11 protein-coding genes are annotated in these 17,576 nt (G+C 67.4%); 4 read left to right on the top strand and 7 right to left on the bottom strand.

The genetic code is table 11. The features are described from left to right. Positions 1–21: 21 nt before the first annotated feature. From ABLE71_RS07440 to ABLE71_RS07455, 4 genes are read left to right on the top strand one after another with little or no spacing between them, the layout of a single operon-like run. The gene (locus ABLE71_RS07440; protein ID WP_348782707.1) at positions 22–807 is read left to right on the top strand and encodes an ABC transporter ATP-binding protein; all 786 of its coding nucleotides are present in this window, start codon (positions 22–24) and stop codon (positions 805–807) included. Then, positions 807–1,517, top strand: a complete 711-nt coding sequence (locus ABLE71_RS07445; RefSeq protein WP_348782708.1) for an ABC transporter ATP-binding protein — start codon at positions 807–809, stop codon at positions 1,515–1,517. The genes ABLE71_RS07440 and ABLE71_RS07445 overlap by 1 nt, the downstream gene beginning before the upstream one ends. Before the next feature lie 2 nt (positions 1,518–1,519). After that, positions 1,520–2,536 (top strand): branched-chain amino acid ABC transporter permease, encoded by a 1,017-nt coding sequence (locus ABLE71_RS07450; protein WP_348783690.1) that lies wholly within the window; start codon positions 1,520–1,522, stop codon positions 2,534–2,536. Continuing rightward, a complete protein-coding gene (locus tag ABLE71_RS07455; RefSeq protein WP_348782709.1) occupies positions 2,533–3,798 on the top strand; it encodes a branched-chain amino acid ABC transporter permease in 1,266 nt (421 codons plus the stop codon). The genes ABLE71_RS07450 and ABLE71_RS07455 overlap by 4 nt, the downstream gene beginning before the upstream one ends. A 94-nt stretch (positions 3,799–3,892) precedes the next feature. On the opposite strand, the gene trxA is transcribed toward ABLE71_RS07455, so the two are convergent. From trxA to ahcY, 7 genes are all read right to left on the bottom strand, one after another. Further along, a complete protein-coding gene (gene trxA, locus ABLE71_RS07460; RefSeq protein WP_348782710.1) occupies positions 3,893–4,216 on the bottom strand; it encodes a thioredoxin in 324 nt (107 codons plus the stop codon). A gap of 74 nt (positions 4,217–4,290) precedes the next feature. Then, positions 4,291–7,797, bottom strand: coding sequence for a double-strand break repair helicase AddA (gene addA / locus ABLE71_RS07465; protein ID WP_348782711.1), 3,507 nt, complete (start codon positions 7,795–7,797; stop codon positions 4,291–4,293). Continuing rightward, positions 7,794–10,910: a double-strand break repair protein AddB gene (gene addB, locus ABLE71_RS07470; RefSeq protein ID WP_348782712.1), complete on the bottom strand. Its 3,117-nt coding sequence runs from the start codon at positions 10,908–10,910 to the stop codon at positions 7,794–7,796. Before addB ends, addA begins: the two co-directional genes overlap by 4 nt. Continuing rightward, complete coding sequence (locus tag ABLE71_RS07475; protein WP_348782713.1) at positions 10,907–11,635, bottom strand: nucleotidyltransferase family protein; 729 nt, start codon at positions 11,633–11,635, stop codon at positions 10,907–10,909. The genes addB and ABLE71_RS07475 overlap by 4 nt, the downstream gene beginning before the upstream one ends. Beyond that, positions 11,632–13,152 (bottom strand): tRNA (adenosine(37)-N6)-threonylcarbamoyltransferase complex ATPase subunit type 1 TsaE, encoded by a 1,521-nt coding sequence (gene tsaE, locus ABLE71_RS07480; RefSeq protein WP_348782714.1) that lies wholly within the window; start codon positions 13,150–13,152, stop codon positions 11,632–11,634. The genes ABLE71_RS07475 and tsaE overlap by 4 nt, the downstream gene beginning before the upstream one ends. Further along, positions 13,149–15,707, bottom strand: a complete 2,559-nt coding sequence (locus tag ABLE71_RS07485) for an ATP-binding protein (RefSeq protein WP_348782715.1) — start codon at positions 15,705–15,707, stop codon at positions 13,149–13,151. The genes tsaE and ABLE71_RS07485 overlap by 4 nt, the downstream gene beginning before the upstream one ends. A gap of 198 nt (positions 15,708–15,905) precedes the next feature. Beyond that, positions 15,906–17,300 (bottom strand): adenosylhomocysteinase, encoded by a 1,395-nt coding sequence (gene ahcY / locus ABLE71_RS07490; RefSeq protein WP_348782716.1) that lies wholly within the window; start codon positions 17,298–17,300, stop codon positions 15,906–15,908. Between the last annotated feature and the right edge of the window lie 276 nt (positions 17,301–17,576).

A 17,576-nucleotide genomic window follows, 5' to 3' on the forward strand; every position in this document is an offset into this window, starting at 1 on the left:
CCGGCGGCGCATCGGGACGCCATGACGACGACGATCGACGTGAGAAATGTCACCAAGCGTTTCGGCAACGTGCTGGCGGTCGACCGCTGTTCGCTCAAGGTGGAGCAGGGCACGATCACCGGCCTGATCGGGCCCAACGGCGCCGGCAAGACGACGATGTTCAACATGGTGGCGGGCGCCTTCGCCCCGACATCGGGCAGCATCCTGCTCGACGGGCGGGACGTGACCGGCCTGCCCGCGCACGAGCTTTTCGCTCGCGGGCTTCTGCGTACCTTCCAGATCGCGCAGGAATTCTCCCACATGACCGCGCTGGAGAATCTGATGACGGTCCCGGCGGGCCAGTCCGGAGAATCCGTCTTCAACGCCTTCTTCCGCCGCGGCCGTCTGGAGGCCGAGGAACTGGCCATCCGCCGCAGGGCTGAGGATGTGCTGCAGGTGTTGCGCCTCACCCACGTCAAGAACGAGAAGGCCGGCAATCTTTCCGGCGGCCAGAAGAAGCTGCTCGAACTCGGCCGCGTGATGATGGCCGAGGCGCGGGTCGTGCTGCTCGACGAGATCGCCGCCGGCGTCAACCGCACGCTGCTCAACGATCTCGCGGCGGTGATAGAGCGGCTGAACCGCGAGAACGGCCTCACCTTCTTCGTCATCGAGCACGACATGGATCTCATCGCGCGGCTCTGCGACCCGGTCATCGTCATGGCCGCCGGCAGCGTGATGATGCAGGGACCGATGGCGGACATCCGCAACAATCCGGAGGTCGTCGAGGCTTATTTCGGCGGCGGTGCGCCGGTGGCGGAGCCCGCATAGTGCCGCTGCTGGAAATGACCGACATTCACGCCGGCTATGGCGGCGCCAACATCCTGAACGGCGTTTCGATCTCCATCGAGGCGCATGAGATCGGCGTCATCGTCGGTCCCAACGGCGCCGGCAAGTCGACGACACTGAAGGCGCTTTTCGGTCTGCTTACCATCGGCGAGGGCGAAGTCCGCTTCGACAACCGCGAGATCACCAACCTGCCGCCGGAACAGCTCGTCCGCGCCGGCCTCTCCTTCGTGCCGCAAGAGTTCAACGTCTTCCCGACCATGTCGGTGCAGGAGAACTTCGAGATGGGCGCCTATATCAGGCGCGACGATTTTCGCCGCCAGATCGACCAGATCTACGGCTTCTTTCCGCCGCTCAAGGACAAGCGCAGGCAGCCGGCCGGCGAACTGTCGGGAGGCCAGCGCCAGATGGTGGCGATCGGCCGCGCACTGATGACCGAGCCGAAGCTGCTTCTGCTCGACGAGCCGACCGCCGGACTTTCGCCACGCTACATGGGCGAGATCTTCGAGCGCATCATCGAGGTCAACCGGTCGGGCGTGGGCATATTGATGGTCGAGCAGAACGCGCGTCAGGCGCTCGCCGTAGCGCATCGCGGCTTCGTGCTTGCCGGCGGGCAGAACCGCTTCACCGGCACCGGCGCCGAGCTGCTCGCCGACCCGGACGTCGCCAGAAGCTTCCTCGGCGGAGGGGCGTGACCATGGGCATGCTCGAGGCTCTGCCGATCAACGAATTCGTCTTCTTCATCAACAAGGGCGTGCTCGCCGGCCTGATCATCGGCTCGATCTATGCGCTGGGCGCCGTCGGCGTGACGCTGATCTTCGGCATCCTGCGTTTCGCGCATTTCCCGCATGGCGACATGATGACGCTCGGCGCCTTCGTGGCGCTGATGCTGACCGCGCTGGCGCCCGGCGTCGGCGACCTCGTCGGCCTGCCGACTGCCTTCGTGCTGATGCCGCTCGCGATGATCGTGACCGCCTTCGTCGCCGTCTGGCTCGACAAGGCTTTCTACGCGCCGCTCAGGCGCGCTAACGTCAAGCCGGTCGTCATCGTCATGGCCTCGATCGGCGTCATGCTGATGATGCAGGGCCTGATCCGGCTGTTTGCCGGCACCGGCACGCGCCAGCTCGACACCGGTTCCAAGGACATCTACCGCCTCGCCGTCGGCGGCCGCGACATCGTGCTCACCGAGCCGCAGGTATTGCTCTTCGCCTTCACCGCCGTCGCGGTGGTGGCGCTGCACCTGTTCCTTACCCGCTCGCGCATGGGCAAGGCGATGCGCGCCATGTCGGACAATCCCGACCTCGCGCGCGTCTCGGGCATCTCGACGGATTCGGTCGTGCGCACCACCTGGATCATCGCCGGGGCACTCGCCGCCGCCGGCGGCACGCTGCTTGCGCTCGACGTCACGCTGAAGCCGGACCTGTCCTTCAACATCATCCTGCCGATCTTCGCCGCCGCCATCGTCGGCGGCATCGGCCAGCCTTACGGCGCGATCGCCGGTGGCTTGCTGGTCGGGTTCACCGAGACGCTCGCCGTTTTCAACTGGTCGGTGCTGCTGCGCCCGCTGAAGCCATTGCTGCCGGATTGGTTCGAGATACCGGCCAAGATCGCCTTCGTGCCGACCGAGTACAAGATCGTCGTGCCCTTCTTCATCCTGATCGCCGTGCTGATCTGGCGGCCGACCGGCATCTTCAAGGGGAAACTCCTGAAATGACCGAGCGAACCCGCGCCTTCGCACTCTTTTCAGGGCTCGCCATCCTCGTCGCGCTGGTCTTCGCCTGGCTGGGCGTCGCCTATGGCGTGCGCATGATGGTCGAGGCGGCCTGTTTCGCGCTGATCGCGCTCGGCCTCACCATCCAGTGGGGTTATGCCGGCCTCTTCAACACCGGCATCATGGGCTTCATCGCCATCGCCGCCTTCGTCTCGATGATCGTCTCCTATCCCGTGAACGGCCTGTTCTGGGAGGGACACGGACCGGGCATGCTGGCGCGGGCGGGCCTGTTCCTGATCATAGGCGCCTGCGCCACCTACCTGGTCAGCCAATGCACCCGCATCGGCGTGCCGAAGAAGCTGTGCAACCTGCTGACGGTGATGGCCGCCGCGGCAACATACCTTGTCGTGCAGTCCGCGCTCGATCCGGCGGCGGCGCTGATCGAGAGCGAGGCGCGTTTCGTCGGCGGCCTCGGCCTGCCGGTATGGCTCGCCTGGGCGGCGGGCGGCGCGGCGGCCGGCGCGCTCGGCTGGTCGATGGGACGCATCACGCTCGGGCTGCGCGCCGACTACATGGCGATCGCCACGCTGGGCATCGCCGAGATCGTCAAGGCCTTTCTCAAGAATGCCGATTGGCTGACCAAGGGCACGCTCACCGTATCGCCGCTGCCCTGGCCGGTGCCGACCCCAAACGAACTCGGTTTCGTGCTGTCGCGCTCGGCCTATCTCAGCGTCGTCGCCGTCCTCATCGTGGTCACCTACGTGCTTCTCGAACGCGCCTGGCATTCGCCCTGGGGCCGCATGATGCGCGCCATCCGCGACAACGAAGTCGCCGCCGCTGCCATGGGCAAGGACGTCAACCGCCGCAGGCTGGAGATGTTCGTGCTGGGCAACATCATCATCGGCGTTGGCGGCGCGGCGCTGATCACCTTCACCTCGATCTTCGATCCAGGCGGCTTCACGCCGCTCAACCACACCTTCCTGATCTGGGTGATGGTCATCCTCGGCGGTTCCGGCAACAATCTCGGCACCATCTTCGGTGCGCTGCTGGTCTACATCATCTGGACGATGTCGGAACCGGCAGCGCTCTTCCTGTTCGAGCAGGGCGCCTATTGGAGCGAGCGGCTGTTCGGGCTGGAGGCGCCGGGGGATCTCGCCACCCGCGCGCTGCAGATGCGCGTCTTCGTCATCGGGCTCGCCATCACGCTGGTGCTGCGCTTCGCCCCGAGGGGGCTGCTTCCCGAGAAGGACGTGCGCTACGAGTGAAGGGGCGGGCCGCCGTCTCGTAGGTTCTCAGGACAAAAAGCCGGGAGCGATCCCGGCCTTCGTGTTACTTTGAACGCAGCTGGTCTGATTGGCGTCAGCCGACGTTACCGCCGATCCAGTGCGACAGAGCCGTTTTGGGCAGTGCGCCGACCTTGATGTCGGCCACTTCACCGCCCTTGAAGATCATCAGCGTGGGGATCGAGCGGACGCCGAACCGCGCGGCGAGTTCGGGATTCTCGTCGATGTTGAGCTTGGTGATCTTCACCTTGCCGGCCATCTCGTTGGCGATCTCCTCCAGCGACGGACCGATCATCTTGCAGGGACCGCACCATTCGGCCCAGAAATCGACGACCACCGGGCCGTCGGCCTCCAGCACGTCGCTCTTGAAGTTGTTGTTGTCGACCTTCACGGTTGCCATGAAAAGAACCTTTCGGAGTTTCGCGTCGCACAATATGTGGTGGCCGGCCGGCCTGCCTTCAAGCAGCGTTTGTGTCACGCTCCCGTGAGTCGGGCAAGCGCGCCGTCGAGTGCGGCAGCCGGCAGCGCGATCAGGCGCGGCGCCTCGGTGAACAGCAGCACGGCGCCAATCTCCCTGCCCGGATAAAGCGGCCGGAGCAGCGCGCGGTAGAGCGCGAGCTGCAGCACATAGGCAGGAGGAACCTCCGTTAGAGTGGCCGGAGCGGGACGGTTGGTCTTGTAGTCGACGATCAGCACGTCTTCGGCCGTCACCGCCAGCCGGTCGATCTTGCCCGACACCAGGCGCGGCCGGCCGCGCAGTTCGATCTCGCCCATGATCGCCACTTCGGCCCGCGATCCCGGCGAAAACAGCGGCGCGAACCCGGCTTCGCCGAGGATCGCCTCGACCTGGGCCCAGGCCGCCTCGCGCTCGGACTCCGGCCAATCCGGGACGGCGCGGGCGAGATAGCGCCGGGCCGCGGCCGCGCGCGCTGTCTGGGGCATGCCGGGCAGAACCTGCAGCAGCCTGTGGATCGCCGTGCCGCGCGCCACGGCGAAACCCGGCTCCGCCTCACCGTCGAGAACAGGCGAACGGCCCGATACCACCGGCTCCCATTCATCCTCGATCAGCACCGAGGCTCCGGACGGCGACAGCGGACGCGGCAGGTCGTCCTCGACCGGCAGCGGGCGGAACAGGGACGCCGGCAGCGGCGGCGCCGCCACAGACGCCGCGGCGTCCTGCTCCTTGGCCGGGACCGGAGGCAGCACCTTGCTGCGGTAGCGATGAACCGTCTCGCCGGTCGCCGGGTGCACCCGCTCCTCGGTCCCGGGAATGCCGACCAGCGCCTGGCTGACGATCGCGTGCCATGTCGCCGGGTTGCGCGCGCGCTTGCCGTGATAGCCGCAGACGATCAGCCGGTCCTCGGCGCGCGTCATCCCGACATAAAGCAGCCGGCGGTATTCATCGTCGGCTCGTTCCCTGACGCGCGCCTCGGCGGTCCGGGAAAAGCCGTTGGCGACTTCCTTGGTTGAGCGCCAGAGATAGCCGCTGCTGCCGCTCTTCATGGTGAAGGGCATCAGCCGCGGCAGATACTGCTCGCTGAACGGCGCCGTCCCGCCATCGACCAGGAACACCACCGGCGCCTCCAGGCCCTTGGCCGCGTGCACTGTCATGATGCGCACCTCGTCGCGGCCCTGGTCCATCTCGCGCTTGATCTCCGGGCCGGTGCTTTCGAGCGTCGCCAGGAACGCCTCGAGCCCCGGCAGGCCGGCGCGCTCCTCGGACAGGCAGAAATTCAGGAACTCGTCCAGTATGTCGCCGGCCTCGTGGCCAAGCCGCGCGATCATCTTCTGGCGCACCCGGTCGCGTCCCAGCACACCGGAGTAGAATTCGAGCACCGGCCGGTAAGCGGCCTCGCTCGCCCATGCGTCGAGCTTCGCCACGATCTCCGCGAGAAACAGGTCGCCGGGCGCCCTGCTGCGCAACCGCTCGGCCAGCGACTGCCGTTCCGGCCGGCCTGCCGCAAGCTCGAACAGCATGTCCTCCGTCAGTCCGAAGATCGGGCTGCGCAGCAGGGCGGCCAGCGACAAATCGTCCTCGGGCTGCAGCAGGAAGCGGCCGAGCGCGATCATGTCCTTGACCGCGATATGCGCCGGCAGGCTCAACCGGTCGGCGCCGGCGACGTCGATCCGCTTCTCCTTGAGGCTGCGCGAGAGCGCATGGACAAAGCGGTCCCGTTTCCTGACCAGCACCATCACGTCGCCCGGCGAAAGCCGCTTGCCGGTACCCTCGATCACCTCGCCGCTTGCCAGCCAATGCTCGATGGTCGCGGCGACCGCCTCGGCGACCTGCACGGACGGCGCCTGAGCATGGTCCACGGCCAGCGTCCAGTCGTCCGGCTCCTCGACCGTGTCGGCGCCGATCGAGGGCCATATCTCGACATAACCCGGCGCGTCGAAGCGGATCGCGTCATGCCTGACCGGGTCGGGATCATGGGTCATGCCGCGCCGCGCCTGGTCGCTGGCGAAGACCTTGTCGACGGCGTGCAGGACGTCGTTGGTCGAGCGGAACGACAGGGTCAGCCGCACCTGCTCGAAGCCGGCATTTGCCTCGCGCACCCGGCGCGAGAATTCGGCCCCGGTCTCAGCGAAGGATTCGGGCGACGCGCCCTGGAAGGAATAGATCGACTGCTTCTCGTCCCCGACGGCAAAGACCGTGCGGCGGACATTGTCGCGCGCGCCCATGCCGGCGAAGAATTCCTCGGCCAGCCGCCGCACCACGGCCCATTGTTGCGGGCTGGTGTCCTGCGCCTCGTCGAGGAGGATGTGGTCGATGCCCTGGTCGAGCTTGTACTGCACCCAGGCGCCGGCGTCCCGGCGGGCCAGCAGCCGCACGGTGCGCGTGATCAGGTCGTTGAAGTCGAGGAAGCCGCGGCCTGCCTTCAGCCGCTCGTAGCGGGCGATCATCCAGTCGGCGATAGTGAGCGCCGCGCGGGTTCCTTCCAGCATGCGGAACAGCGCCAGGCGGTCAGACACGGTCAGGATCGTCTCCACCGCCTCGCGGTAGCGCTCGGCCAGGTCGGGAATGGCGCCGTGAAGAGCGCGCGTGAACGCCTTCGCCGTATAGGGCTCACCGTCGGCTTTGAGAAAACCCTCCGCCAGCTTCCTGAGACTCCTGACCGGGTCGCGTTCGGCGAAGGCCGCCTCAAGCGACGGCAGCATGTTCTTGATCACGCTCTTCGCATTTGTGACCAGCGCCGCTTCGCGGAAAACGTCGAAAACGGCGGCCGGAAATCCGGGCAGCGGCCAGGCGGCATCCGCTATCGTCTCCGCTGTCTCGTGCGGCGCGAAACCGAACTCCTCGAACAGCTCTTCATAGGTTGCCGTGTCGCCGCCGAGCGCGTCGATGAAGCCGCGCAAGCCGTCGCGCTTGCCGACGATCTCCTGCAGCAAAAGGTCGAGCCCGAACTCGCCGCCGCGCTCCAGGACCGCCGCGAATGCTTCGGCCAGACCAGGCTTTTCGGCGACCGCGCCGGTCAGCATCTCGCGGCGCGCCTCGGCGAACAGCAGCTCCTCCATCTGCGGGTCGAGCATCTCGAAATGCGCGGCGATGTTTGCTTCCAGCGGGAACTGGTGCAGCACGGACTCGCAGAAGGCGTGAATGGTCTGGATCTTCAGCCCGCCGGGCGTCTCCAGCGCCTCGGCGAAGAGCTTGCGCGCGCCGCGCAGCTTGTCCGCGCCGGGTTGCCGGCCTTCGAGCTCGGCGATGCGCGCGGACAGGTCTTCGTCGCCGAGCATCGCCCATTCCGACAGGCTGGAGAAGACGCGGTTCGACATGTTCGCGGCCGCGGCGCGCGTGTAGGTAAGGCAAAGGATCTTCGACGGATCGGTGCCCTGGAGCAGCAGCCGGATGACGCGCTGCGACAGCACATGGGTCTTGCCGGAGCCAGCATTGGCCGACACCCAGACCGAATTGTCCGGATCGGAGGCGCGCGCCTGCCGATCCGCCGTGTCGCCCGGAACGGTGTAGTGCCGCTTGGTCATTCGTCGCTCTCGCCGGGACCGCCCGCCGACCATTCGAGAACGCGCGCCAGGTGATCGTATTCGCCGTCGACCTCCGCCTCGCGGAACGGCAAGGCCCGCGACAGATAGCCGGTCTGCGGATCGCGATAATGCAGCAGCAGCTTCTCCAGCCGCGCCCAGGCCTCCTCGGACAGGTCGGCGGCGCTCTTGATCTTGCGGTCGTGCTCCAGAATTGATTCGTGCAGGACCTCTCCGTTCGCCTTGAGTCTGACGAAGGCGAGGTCGGCGGGCTGGAGCGGCCCGACGTCGGCGAAGGCGCCGCGCCGCAAGAGCGCGCCCTCCAGCGCAAGCTGCGGCGCAAGAAGCGTGTGCGCCTGGCCCTTCGACGGCGACGAGCCTGTCTTGTAGTCGAGTATGTCGGCCATGCCCGCCGGCAGCACGTCGATGCGGTCGGCATAGCCCGACAGCGTCACCTCGGAGGCGCCGACGACCGTCTTCGACGCCCGCGCCTCCGGCGCGCGGAAGGCGACGCCCTCCACGCGGGCGCGCTCCCATGCGATGATTTCGCCGGCCAGAAGCCGGAAGCGCGGCCACCAGACGGCCTCCACGTCGGCGGGAAGGGCGGCCTCGGCAAAACATTCCCGCCCCGTGGCGATCAGCATGCCGATCGCGGCCGCGTCGCGCGGATCGATGCCGGACGTGGAGAAGCGGTGCAGTATGGCATGGAACAGCGTGCCGCGTTCGGCCGCACCCGGATCGCGCAGCAGCGGATCGAGTTCCCTGAGCTTGAGGATACGCCGCGCATAGACCGCATAGGGGTCGCGCCGGAGCGTCTCGATCTCGGTCACCGAGAAATGCTCGGGACGGACCGAAACCGGCGGTTTCGGCCGCGGCCGCGCCGCGAATTTCGCCGGCGGCCCGGCATCCAGCTCGCCGGCCCAGGCCAGCAGCCGGCGGCCGCGCTCCTGCATCGCGCCGGTCGCTTCCTTGCCGGCGAATGTCGTCAGCCGCTGCAGCCAGCGCGACGGCACGGCCGGCGCTTCGCCCGCGCGGGCCGAGCGGGTGAGCACGACGCGCCTGGCGCCCAGCGCCATGACGAAATCATGCGCGGCCTGGCCGATCCGGCGCTCCGGCGGCTCGAGGTCGAGCCCCGACTTCATCAGCCGCGACATGAAGCGGTCGGCGTCGGCGCGGCGCGGCCAGCTACCCTCGTTCAGGCCGCCGACGACCAGCGTATCGACGCTCATCAGCCGCGCCTCCAGCGCGCCCCAGATGGCGATGCGGCGCTCCGAACCCCGCGAGGGCTTGACCATTTCCGGCCCGATCAGCGCGGCCATCACTTCCGGCCACTCGCCGGGCTGGAAGTCGAAGGCGGCGGTCGCCCCGGCCAGGCCGCGCAGGAACTCGGCGAGCTTTTCGCCGGCGTCCCCCGCATAGAGCTCGGCGAGGCTGCCCTTGGCGTCACGGCCAAGCGCCTCGAAGGCGAGTACGGTCGCCTCCACCATCTCGGCAAGGGAGATGCTCGGGCCTCCCCTTGAGCCGGCTAACGGCTCCAATGCGGTTGCCAGCAGCTTGAGGACCGCTCGCGCCGCGCCGATCCGGCTCTCGCCGATGCGGGCGAACCAGAACGGCTTGCGGCTGTCGCCGGCAAGGCCGGTCAGCCGCTCCTCGAACAGTGCGCCCAGGGCGGTGATGTCCGGCCTGCCGGTGCCGCCTCGCAGCGCGACCAGCTCTATCGTCTCGACCGCATGGCGCACGCCAGCGCGTTCCATGCCGAGCGTCAGCAGCGGATGTTTGAGCAACGCCAGCACCGGCACCGGGTCGCCGGGCCGGAACACCGCCTCGACGAGCAGCCTGAGCAGCCCGGCCGGCGGCGTGTTCGCCAAGGGCGTGCCGCCGGAATCGTCGGCGCGCACGCCGAAGCGCTGAAGTTCGGCCGCGACGCGGCGCGCCAGCTCGCGGTCGCCGGTGACCAGCGCCGCCTTGCCGCCGGTCTCGTCCACCGCCTGCTTCAGAGCAATGGCGATGGCCGCCGCCTCGTCGCGCTCGCGCGGCGCCTCGACCACCGTCACGCCGGCGAGCGCCGCTTCGATGTCGGCCGCGCCGAATCCGGTCCGGCGGCCGGCCCATGCGTCCGTGGTTTCGGCGGGGCGCAGGGCTTCCGACACCAGCCTGGCGCGCTGCCCGGCCGCTTCGCCCGGCACGCCGATCTCCTCGACGTCGGCCCTGGCGACGCCGATCTTGCCGAGCAGCTTGGCCAGCCCGTATTGCGGATGGCCGAGCACCGCCGGTTTCGGCACCGGTCCGGTCAGCACCTTCCAGGACGGCTCGTCCATTTCCTTGTCCAGCCCCGGCAGCACGACCGCGCCGCCTGGCAGGCGCGCGATCACGGCCAGCAGTTCCGCCGTCGCGGGAATAGAACCGGTCGAACCCGCCGCGATCACCGGCCCGGCTGGCGGATTGTCCCGCAGCCGTTCGGCCTCCAGCCTTATCAGCGCGCTGCGATGCACCGCCGGATTGGACTGGCCGCGTCCGGCAAGGAAATCCGGCCAGTGCAGCGTGACGATCGACAGGAAATCGAGGGTCACCTGCCACCAGCCCGACAGGTTCTCCGGCGCGAGCGCCGCCAGCCGCGTCCAGTCCGAGCCTTCGGTCTCGATCTCGTCCATCAGCGCGGAAAGATCGCGCGCCAGCCAGATGGCGTCGGCCGCCGAAGCCGGCACCACCATCTCCTCCTCGAACAGAGCCGCAACATGCGCCGGCAGCCGCTTCTTCCAGGCGCGGACCAGCGGCGCAAGATGGAGCAGGCGGTCGACTGCGCCGATCTGCGGCGCGAGGTCGAGCGCGCCGGCTCCCTCCTCGCCGAAAGCCGCCTCGTCCTCGTCGAACTCGCCGAGCGGCCTCACCGTAGGCAGGATCGCCGAGCCGCCGGCCGACTTCGCCACGAAGACCGCGCGCAGCTCTCTCGCGGCGCGCCTGGTCGGCACGTAGATCGTGGCGCCCGCCAGCTTCAGCGGATCGCGGTCGTACCGGAAACCCGGCACCAGCCTGCCTGACAGGAACGCGTCGGCGAGCGTCGGGAGGAACGCCGCGCCCGGCGGGATGGAGAAGGCGCGCGGGGGCACCCCGCTCATGACACTCCGGCGAGCGCCCGACCGACCGCTGCTTCGGCGAGCGGGATCGCCTCCGGCGTGCCGACGGTGATCCAGCTTCCCTGCATCTTCAGGCCGAACAGGCGGCCCTTGGCGATCCCCTCGTCGAAATAGCGGTTGAGCGAAAGCGGCCCTTCGGGCGCACCGGCAAAGATCGCGGGGTTGACGATCGCCGCGCCCGCATAGATGAGGCCGGCCGGATCGTTGTGCGCACGCCTGAGCACGCCGCCGGCGCCGACCAGAAAGTCGGTGCCGCCGGTATGCCCGGTCGCGGAATCGAAATCTGCCAGCATGAGAAGAATATCCATTTTCGCGGCATCCCAGGCAAGGGCTAGGCGAATGAGGTTCGGCTCATCCCGGTCGATCCAGAACGTGTCGGCGTTGAGGATGTAGAACGGCTCACGGCCGAGCTTCGGCAGCGCCTTGACGATGCCGCCCGCCGAATCCAGCAGGCCGGCCCGCTCGTCGGAGATCACGACCTTCGGTGCCTGGCGTGAGGCGACATGGGCGACGATCTGCTCGGGAAAATGATGCACATTGACGACGGCCTTCTCGACACCGGCGGCGGCGAGCGCGTCGAGGCCGCGATCGAGCAATGCGCGGCCGGCCACCTTCACCAGCGGCTTCGGTATCGTGTCGGTAATCGGCCGCATACGCAGGCCGCGGCCCCCAGCCAGCACCATCGCGACCTTCGGCATCGCACTCATGCAGTTCCCCCGATCAGTCCGTTGCGCCTGTAGAAGTCGCGCAGCTCAGCCAGCGCCGGATGCGCCAGCGCCCGCTCCAGATAGTTCCTGATGCGCGGCAGGTGTTTTAGATAGGCCGGCTTGCCGTCGCGCTCGTTCAGCCGCACGAAAATGCCGAGGATTTTCGAGTTCCGCTGCGCAGCCATGATGGCATAAGCCTCGGCGAAGCTGCTCTCGTCAAATCCGCCGTGTTCGCGCCGCGCCGCGACATAGGCGTCGACCGCCGTCTTTTCGATCTCCGGCGGCACGCTCACGCGAGCATCCATGGCGAGCGAAGCGACGTCGTAGGCCGAAGGGCCGATCAGCGCGTCCTGGAAATCGACGACGCCGAGCCGGTCGTGTCCTTTCCTGTCGGCGCGCCAGATGATGTTGGGCGAATGGAAGTCCCGGAGCACCAGGCTTTTTTCGGCGCGGTCCAGCCGGTCGATGGCGGCGTTCCATGCCGCGCGGAACCCGGCGCGCAACGCCTCACCGGCAGGCCGCGCCGTGGCATAGGGCACATACCAGTCGACCAGCAGTTCGGCCTCGATCAGCATGGCGTCGCGGTCAAAGGGCGGCACGTCGTGGAAGAAGCCCGGCGCGGCCTCCAGCCGCGAAGGCCATTGGCGCGCGTGGATCGCCGCCAGAAGTTGCGCCGCCGCGGCGCAACGCTCCGCGACCGGTCGGCCTTCCGCGTCTAGGAAACCTTCCGAACCAAGATGGCTGATCAGCAGAAAGCCCCGGTCGAGATCATCAGCGAAAATTTCCGGCACCGACACACCGGCTCCGGCAAGCGCGCGGCCGATCGCCACGAAGGCTGTGACCGACTGGGCGGTGTGCGCGATCTCAGCATAGGGCTTGCCGTCACGCACCGGTGGCCCGAGCACCAGCCGCGGCGAGTTCATCAACACGCGCGTCTCTTCTCCGGCCATCGTCACGGTCTCATAGGATCGCGCAGAAGCATCGCCGGTGAAATATCTTCGCGTCGCCTCGCCCCGACCGGCCCCCGTCAGAAAGTCGCGCATCGCGAGCGACCGGGCTATGCGCTCATACGCCTGGCCGGAGCCGGCGATCCTGGCCAGCCGCCCCTCGCCGTCATGGGTCAGTTCCACCGCGACCACGTCTTCCGGCAGCCGGTCGCCGGCGCGCTCCGGCCATTCGATGAGCGCAGCGCCCGATGCCAGCATTTCGTCCAGCCCCAGCTCGTCGAGCTCGGACGGCGAGCCCAGCCTGTAGAGGTCGAAATGATGCAGCGGCACGCGCGTCTCGTAGGACTGCACCAGCGTGAAGGTCGGGCTCGGCACCTCGAGGCTCACGTCGTCCGCCATGGCGCGGATGACGCCTCGCGCCAGCGTCGTCTTGCCCGCCCCGAGATCGCCCACAAGCGCGATCGCGTCGCCGGTACGCAGCGCCATGGCGATGTCCTCGCCGAGCCGCGCCGTCGCCCGTTCGTCCGGCAGACGGCGCTCGAGCACTTTCTTGCCCGTCGCAGCCGTCATTCAGCCGCGTCGCGCATGCCGGCGGGAACGATCGGGAACAGGCAGATGACGGTCGTGCCCTGGTCCGGCGCCGTCTCGATGCGCACGCTGCCGCCATGCAGCTCGACGAAGCTCTTCACGATCGACAGGCCGAGGCCCGCGCCCCTGCGTCGGCCTCCATTGCTGCGCGGCTCGAAGCGGCGGAACACGGTGTCGAGGATTTCGGGCGGCATGCCGGGTCCGTCGTCATGCACGGAGAATTCGGTGCCGATCTCCAGCTTGCGGCAGGCAAGCCTGATCGTGCTGCCGTCGGGCGCGTAGTTCACCGCGTTGGTCAGCAGATTGTAGAGAATCTGGCGGATGCGGATCTCGTCGCCATGGATGAATTCCGGCGCGAATGCGGTCTCCACCTTCAGGCTGATCGAGTGCTCCTGCAGGCGGTCGGCGATCAGCTCGCCCGCGGCCGCGATCGTCTTCTTCACCTCGACCTCGGCGATATCGAGCTCCATGATGCCCGCATCCACGGTGGCGAGGTCGAGTATGTCGTTGACGATGGTGAGCAGCACCGACGACGACGAACCTATGTGCTCGACATATTCGCGCTGGCGCGGCTGCAGCGGCCCGGTCGTGGGCAACGACAGCAGCTCGGTGAAGCCGATGATGTTGGTCAGCGGCGAGCGCAACTCGTAGGACACGTGCTGCACGAAGTCGTTCTTGAGCTGGTCGGCCTTCTGCAGGGCGTCGTTCTTCTCCTTCAGCGCCCGCTCGATGTTCACGCGGTCGGTCACGTCCACGAAGGTGATCATCACCTGGCCGTTGGGCAGGTGGATGACGCCGTAGCGCAGCACGGTGCCGTCGGCGAGCTCGGTCTGGCCGTGGCGGTCGCGGCGTTCCTCGTCGAAGCCGGTGACCGAAGCGACGAAATCGGCCCATGGGCTGTCCTTCGCCAGCGCCTCGCAATGCGTCCTGATGTCGGAGATGTGGGTCTTCTGCGCGACGACGTCCTCCGGCAGCCGCCACAGCGCGTCGAAGGCGGGATTGGACAGGCGGATGCGGCCGTCCGGCCCGAACACGGCGACGCCTTCGGCCAGATTGTCGAGCGTCTCGCCCTGGACACGCACCGCCGTCGCGTAGCGGCTTTCGAGGTCCATCTTCTCGGTCAGGTTCTCGAATACCCAGGTCACGCCGCCCTTGGGCTGCGGGTTGGCGACCACGCGGATGGTGCGGCCGTCCGGCAGATGCCACCAGTGCACGGCCGAATCGACCGAGCGGTACGCCGAAAGCAGGTTCTCCTTCCAGCGCCGCCATTCCGGCTGCTCGGCGATCTTGCCCTCGCTGCGCAGCCTGTCGATCAGGAGCGCGTTGTCCGGCGCGCTGGCGAGGAAGCCGTGGTCGAACTCCCACAGCTTCTGGAACGCCTGGTTGAAGAAGCGCAGCTTCTCATGCTCGTCGAAGATCGCCACTGCCGTGGTGAGCTGGTCGAGCGTGTCGGCATGGCTGCGCACCATGCGCTCGTATTCGGCGCGGATCGCCTCGATCTCGCTCTTGTCGACGGCGATGCCGGCGGAACCGTCCGCACCCGCAAAATCCGTCACCGCGAACAGCCGGCGGTCGCCGGCGATCACGGTCGAGAGCGGCTGATCGAAGACCGGGCTGGCGCCATGCTGCCTGTCGATGGCCTCGCGCGCCTGCGTGCCCAAGAGTTCCTTGCCCTCGCGAACGGCGGCTTCGGCGTCGACCGCCTCGGTGGCGACGGCATAGGCGCGGTTCACCCATTTCAGCTGGCCGTCCTTCGTCCTGATCCAGAACGGCATGTTCAGCGCGTCGATCAGGCCGAGCATCGTTTCGTGTGCGGCGGCAAGCCGCTGGTTGTCGAGCTTCAGCCGCGCCTGCATGCGCTGGCTCTCCGACAGCGACAGGAATCGTACGATGACATGAGCCGGCGTCTTGCGCCCCTGGATTTCGAGCGGCGCGCCGTTCTGCGCCTCGATCACGAGGTCGAAGGCGACGCCTCTTTCGCGCAGCCCCGCGACGGCGTTCTCGAGCGCGGCGGCCGAGCGCGGCATCAGCCAGCGGCCGAAGGCCAGGAACGAGGCGCGCTCGTCCGGCGCGCCGCTTTCGGCCGGCAGCGTGCCGAGCAGTTCCGGCTTCTTCCTGTCATCGTTCCAGACGATCAGGCGCTGGTCGCGCAGGTTGAGCAAGGCTTCCGAGCGGCGGATCGCGGCGTTTAGGTCGGCGACCCTGGCGCGCAGTTCGACGTTTTCGGCGGCCGTGCGCGCTCGCTCGCGGATCATCACGATAGCCGACAGCAATGCCGCGCCCATCACGCCGACCAGCATGGAGACCTGCATCACCTCGACGGTGCCGAAGGAGAAGAGGGAGCCCGCCAGGCCGCCCTGCGCATGGGCGAGATCGGAAACTAGCAGGGATGACGCGGCGGATGCGCGGATCAGCAACCTCGGCGGCGAGCCCGCCAGCGGAAAGCGCAGGCCGATGCCGCCCGCCGCGGCAGTTCCGGAATCCCTGTTCCGGCCGGAATCGGCCTTTCCCGCCTGAAGCGGGGCTTCCCCCGGCATGTCTTGTTCCTCTCCGCCGCCTGACTGCAAGACCGCCCTGACGAGGGCGCCTCCACCGTTCCCCGGAACCGGTGGCGTCGCGAATCACCAACCATAACCCTTGCGCGAATCGGCGTGAAGAAGGCTGCCGCCCAAAAATGAAACCGGGCGAAAAGTCAATCGCCCGGTATCAATATCTTGTAGCTGGAGACGCTAATCTTAATAGCGGTAGTGTTCCGGCTTGAATGGTCCCTGCGGCGCCACGCCGATATAGGCGGCCTGCTCGCCGGACAGTTCGGTGAGCCTCGCGCCAAGCTTGTCGAGATGCAGCCTGGCGACCTTCTCGTCGAGGTGCTTGGGCAGCACATAGACCTGGTTCTGATATTGGCCGGGCTTCGAATAGAGTTCGATCTGCGCCAGCACCTGGTTGGTGAAGGAGGCCGACATCACGAAGCTCGGATGGCCGGTGGCGTTGCCGAGGTTGAGCAGCCGTCCCTCCGACAGCAGGATCATGCGCTTGCCGTCCGGAAAGGAGATCAAGTCGACCTGCGGCTTCACATTGGACCATTTCAGGTTGCGCAGCGAGGCGACCTGAATCTCGTTGTCGAAGTGGCCGATGTTTCCGACGATCGCCATGTCCTTCAGCTTGCGCATATGGTCGAGCGTCAGCACGTCCTTGTTGCCGGTCGCGGTGATCACGATGTCGGCGGTCGAGATGGCATCGTCCATGGTGACCACCTCGTAGCCGTCCATCGCCGCCTGCAGCGCGCAGATCGGATCGGCCTCGGTGACTTTTACGCGCGCGCCGGCGCCCTTCAATGAAGCGGCCGAACCCTTGCCGACGTCGCCGTAGCCGGCGACGATCGCGACCTTGCCGGCCATCATCACGTCGGTGCCGCGGCGGATGCCGTCGACCAGGCTTTCCTTGCAGCCGTATTTGTTATCGAATTTCGACTTGGTGACGCTGTCATTGACGTTGATCGCCGGGAAGGGCAGCAGGCCCCTCTTCTGCAACTGGTAGAGCCGGTTGACGCCGGTCGTCGTCTCCTCGGTGACGCCGCGGATCGCATCGCGCTGCCTGGCGAAGAAGCCGGGCGAGGCGGCCAGCCGCTTCTTGATCTGCGCGAACAGGATTTCCTCCTCCTCGCTGCCGGGATTGGACAGCACGTCCTCGCCCGCCTCGGCGCGCGCGCCGATCAGGATGTACATGGTGGCGTCGCCGCCATCGTCGAGGATCATGTTCGACGTGCCGCCGTCGGCCCACTGGAAGATCTGGTCGGTGTATACCCAATATTCCTCGAGCGTCTCGCCCTTCACCGCGAACACCGGAATGCCGGCGTCGGCGATGGCGGCCGCAGCATGGTCCTGCGTCGAGAAGATGTTGCAGGAGGCCCAGCGGATCTCCGCCCCCAGGCTTTTGAGCGTCTCGATCAGAACGGCCGTCTGAATGGTCATGTGCAGCGAGCCCGAGATGCGGGCGCCCTTCAGCGGTTGCGAGTCGCCGAATTCCTCGCGGCAGGCCATCAGGCCCGGCATTTCGGTCTCGGCGATCTCGATCTCCTTGCGGCCCCAGGCGGCAAGCGACAGGTCGGCGACTTTAAAATCCTTGGACATTTCATGCTCCGAAAGTTTCGTCCGCTGTCGGACGTCGGGCGCTTGGGCCCTCTGGCTGCGGCGGGCCCTTGCGGATGCCTCGCGCGAAAGTGCGCCGTGACCTAGCAGATCGCTCCGAAATCGACAATGGGATATAAAGAAATCTTTATTCGTGCATATCTCTGGGCGCAATGTCAGTCTGGATTTGTTGGAGATTCAGGTCAGGCCACGCCGAAAATGGTGTATTGCGAGAACCGGAGCGGAGCGTACTTTCAGGTACGTGCGCACCGGAAGAGC

The organism is Mesorhizobium sp. KR9-304, assembly GCF_040049215.1.
GTDB lineage: Bacteria > Pseudomonadota > Alphaproteobacteria > Rhizobiales > Rhizobiaceae > Mesorhizobium_K.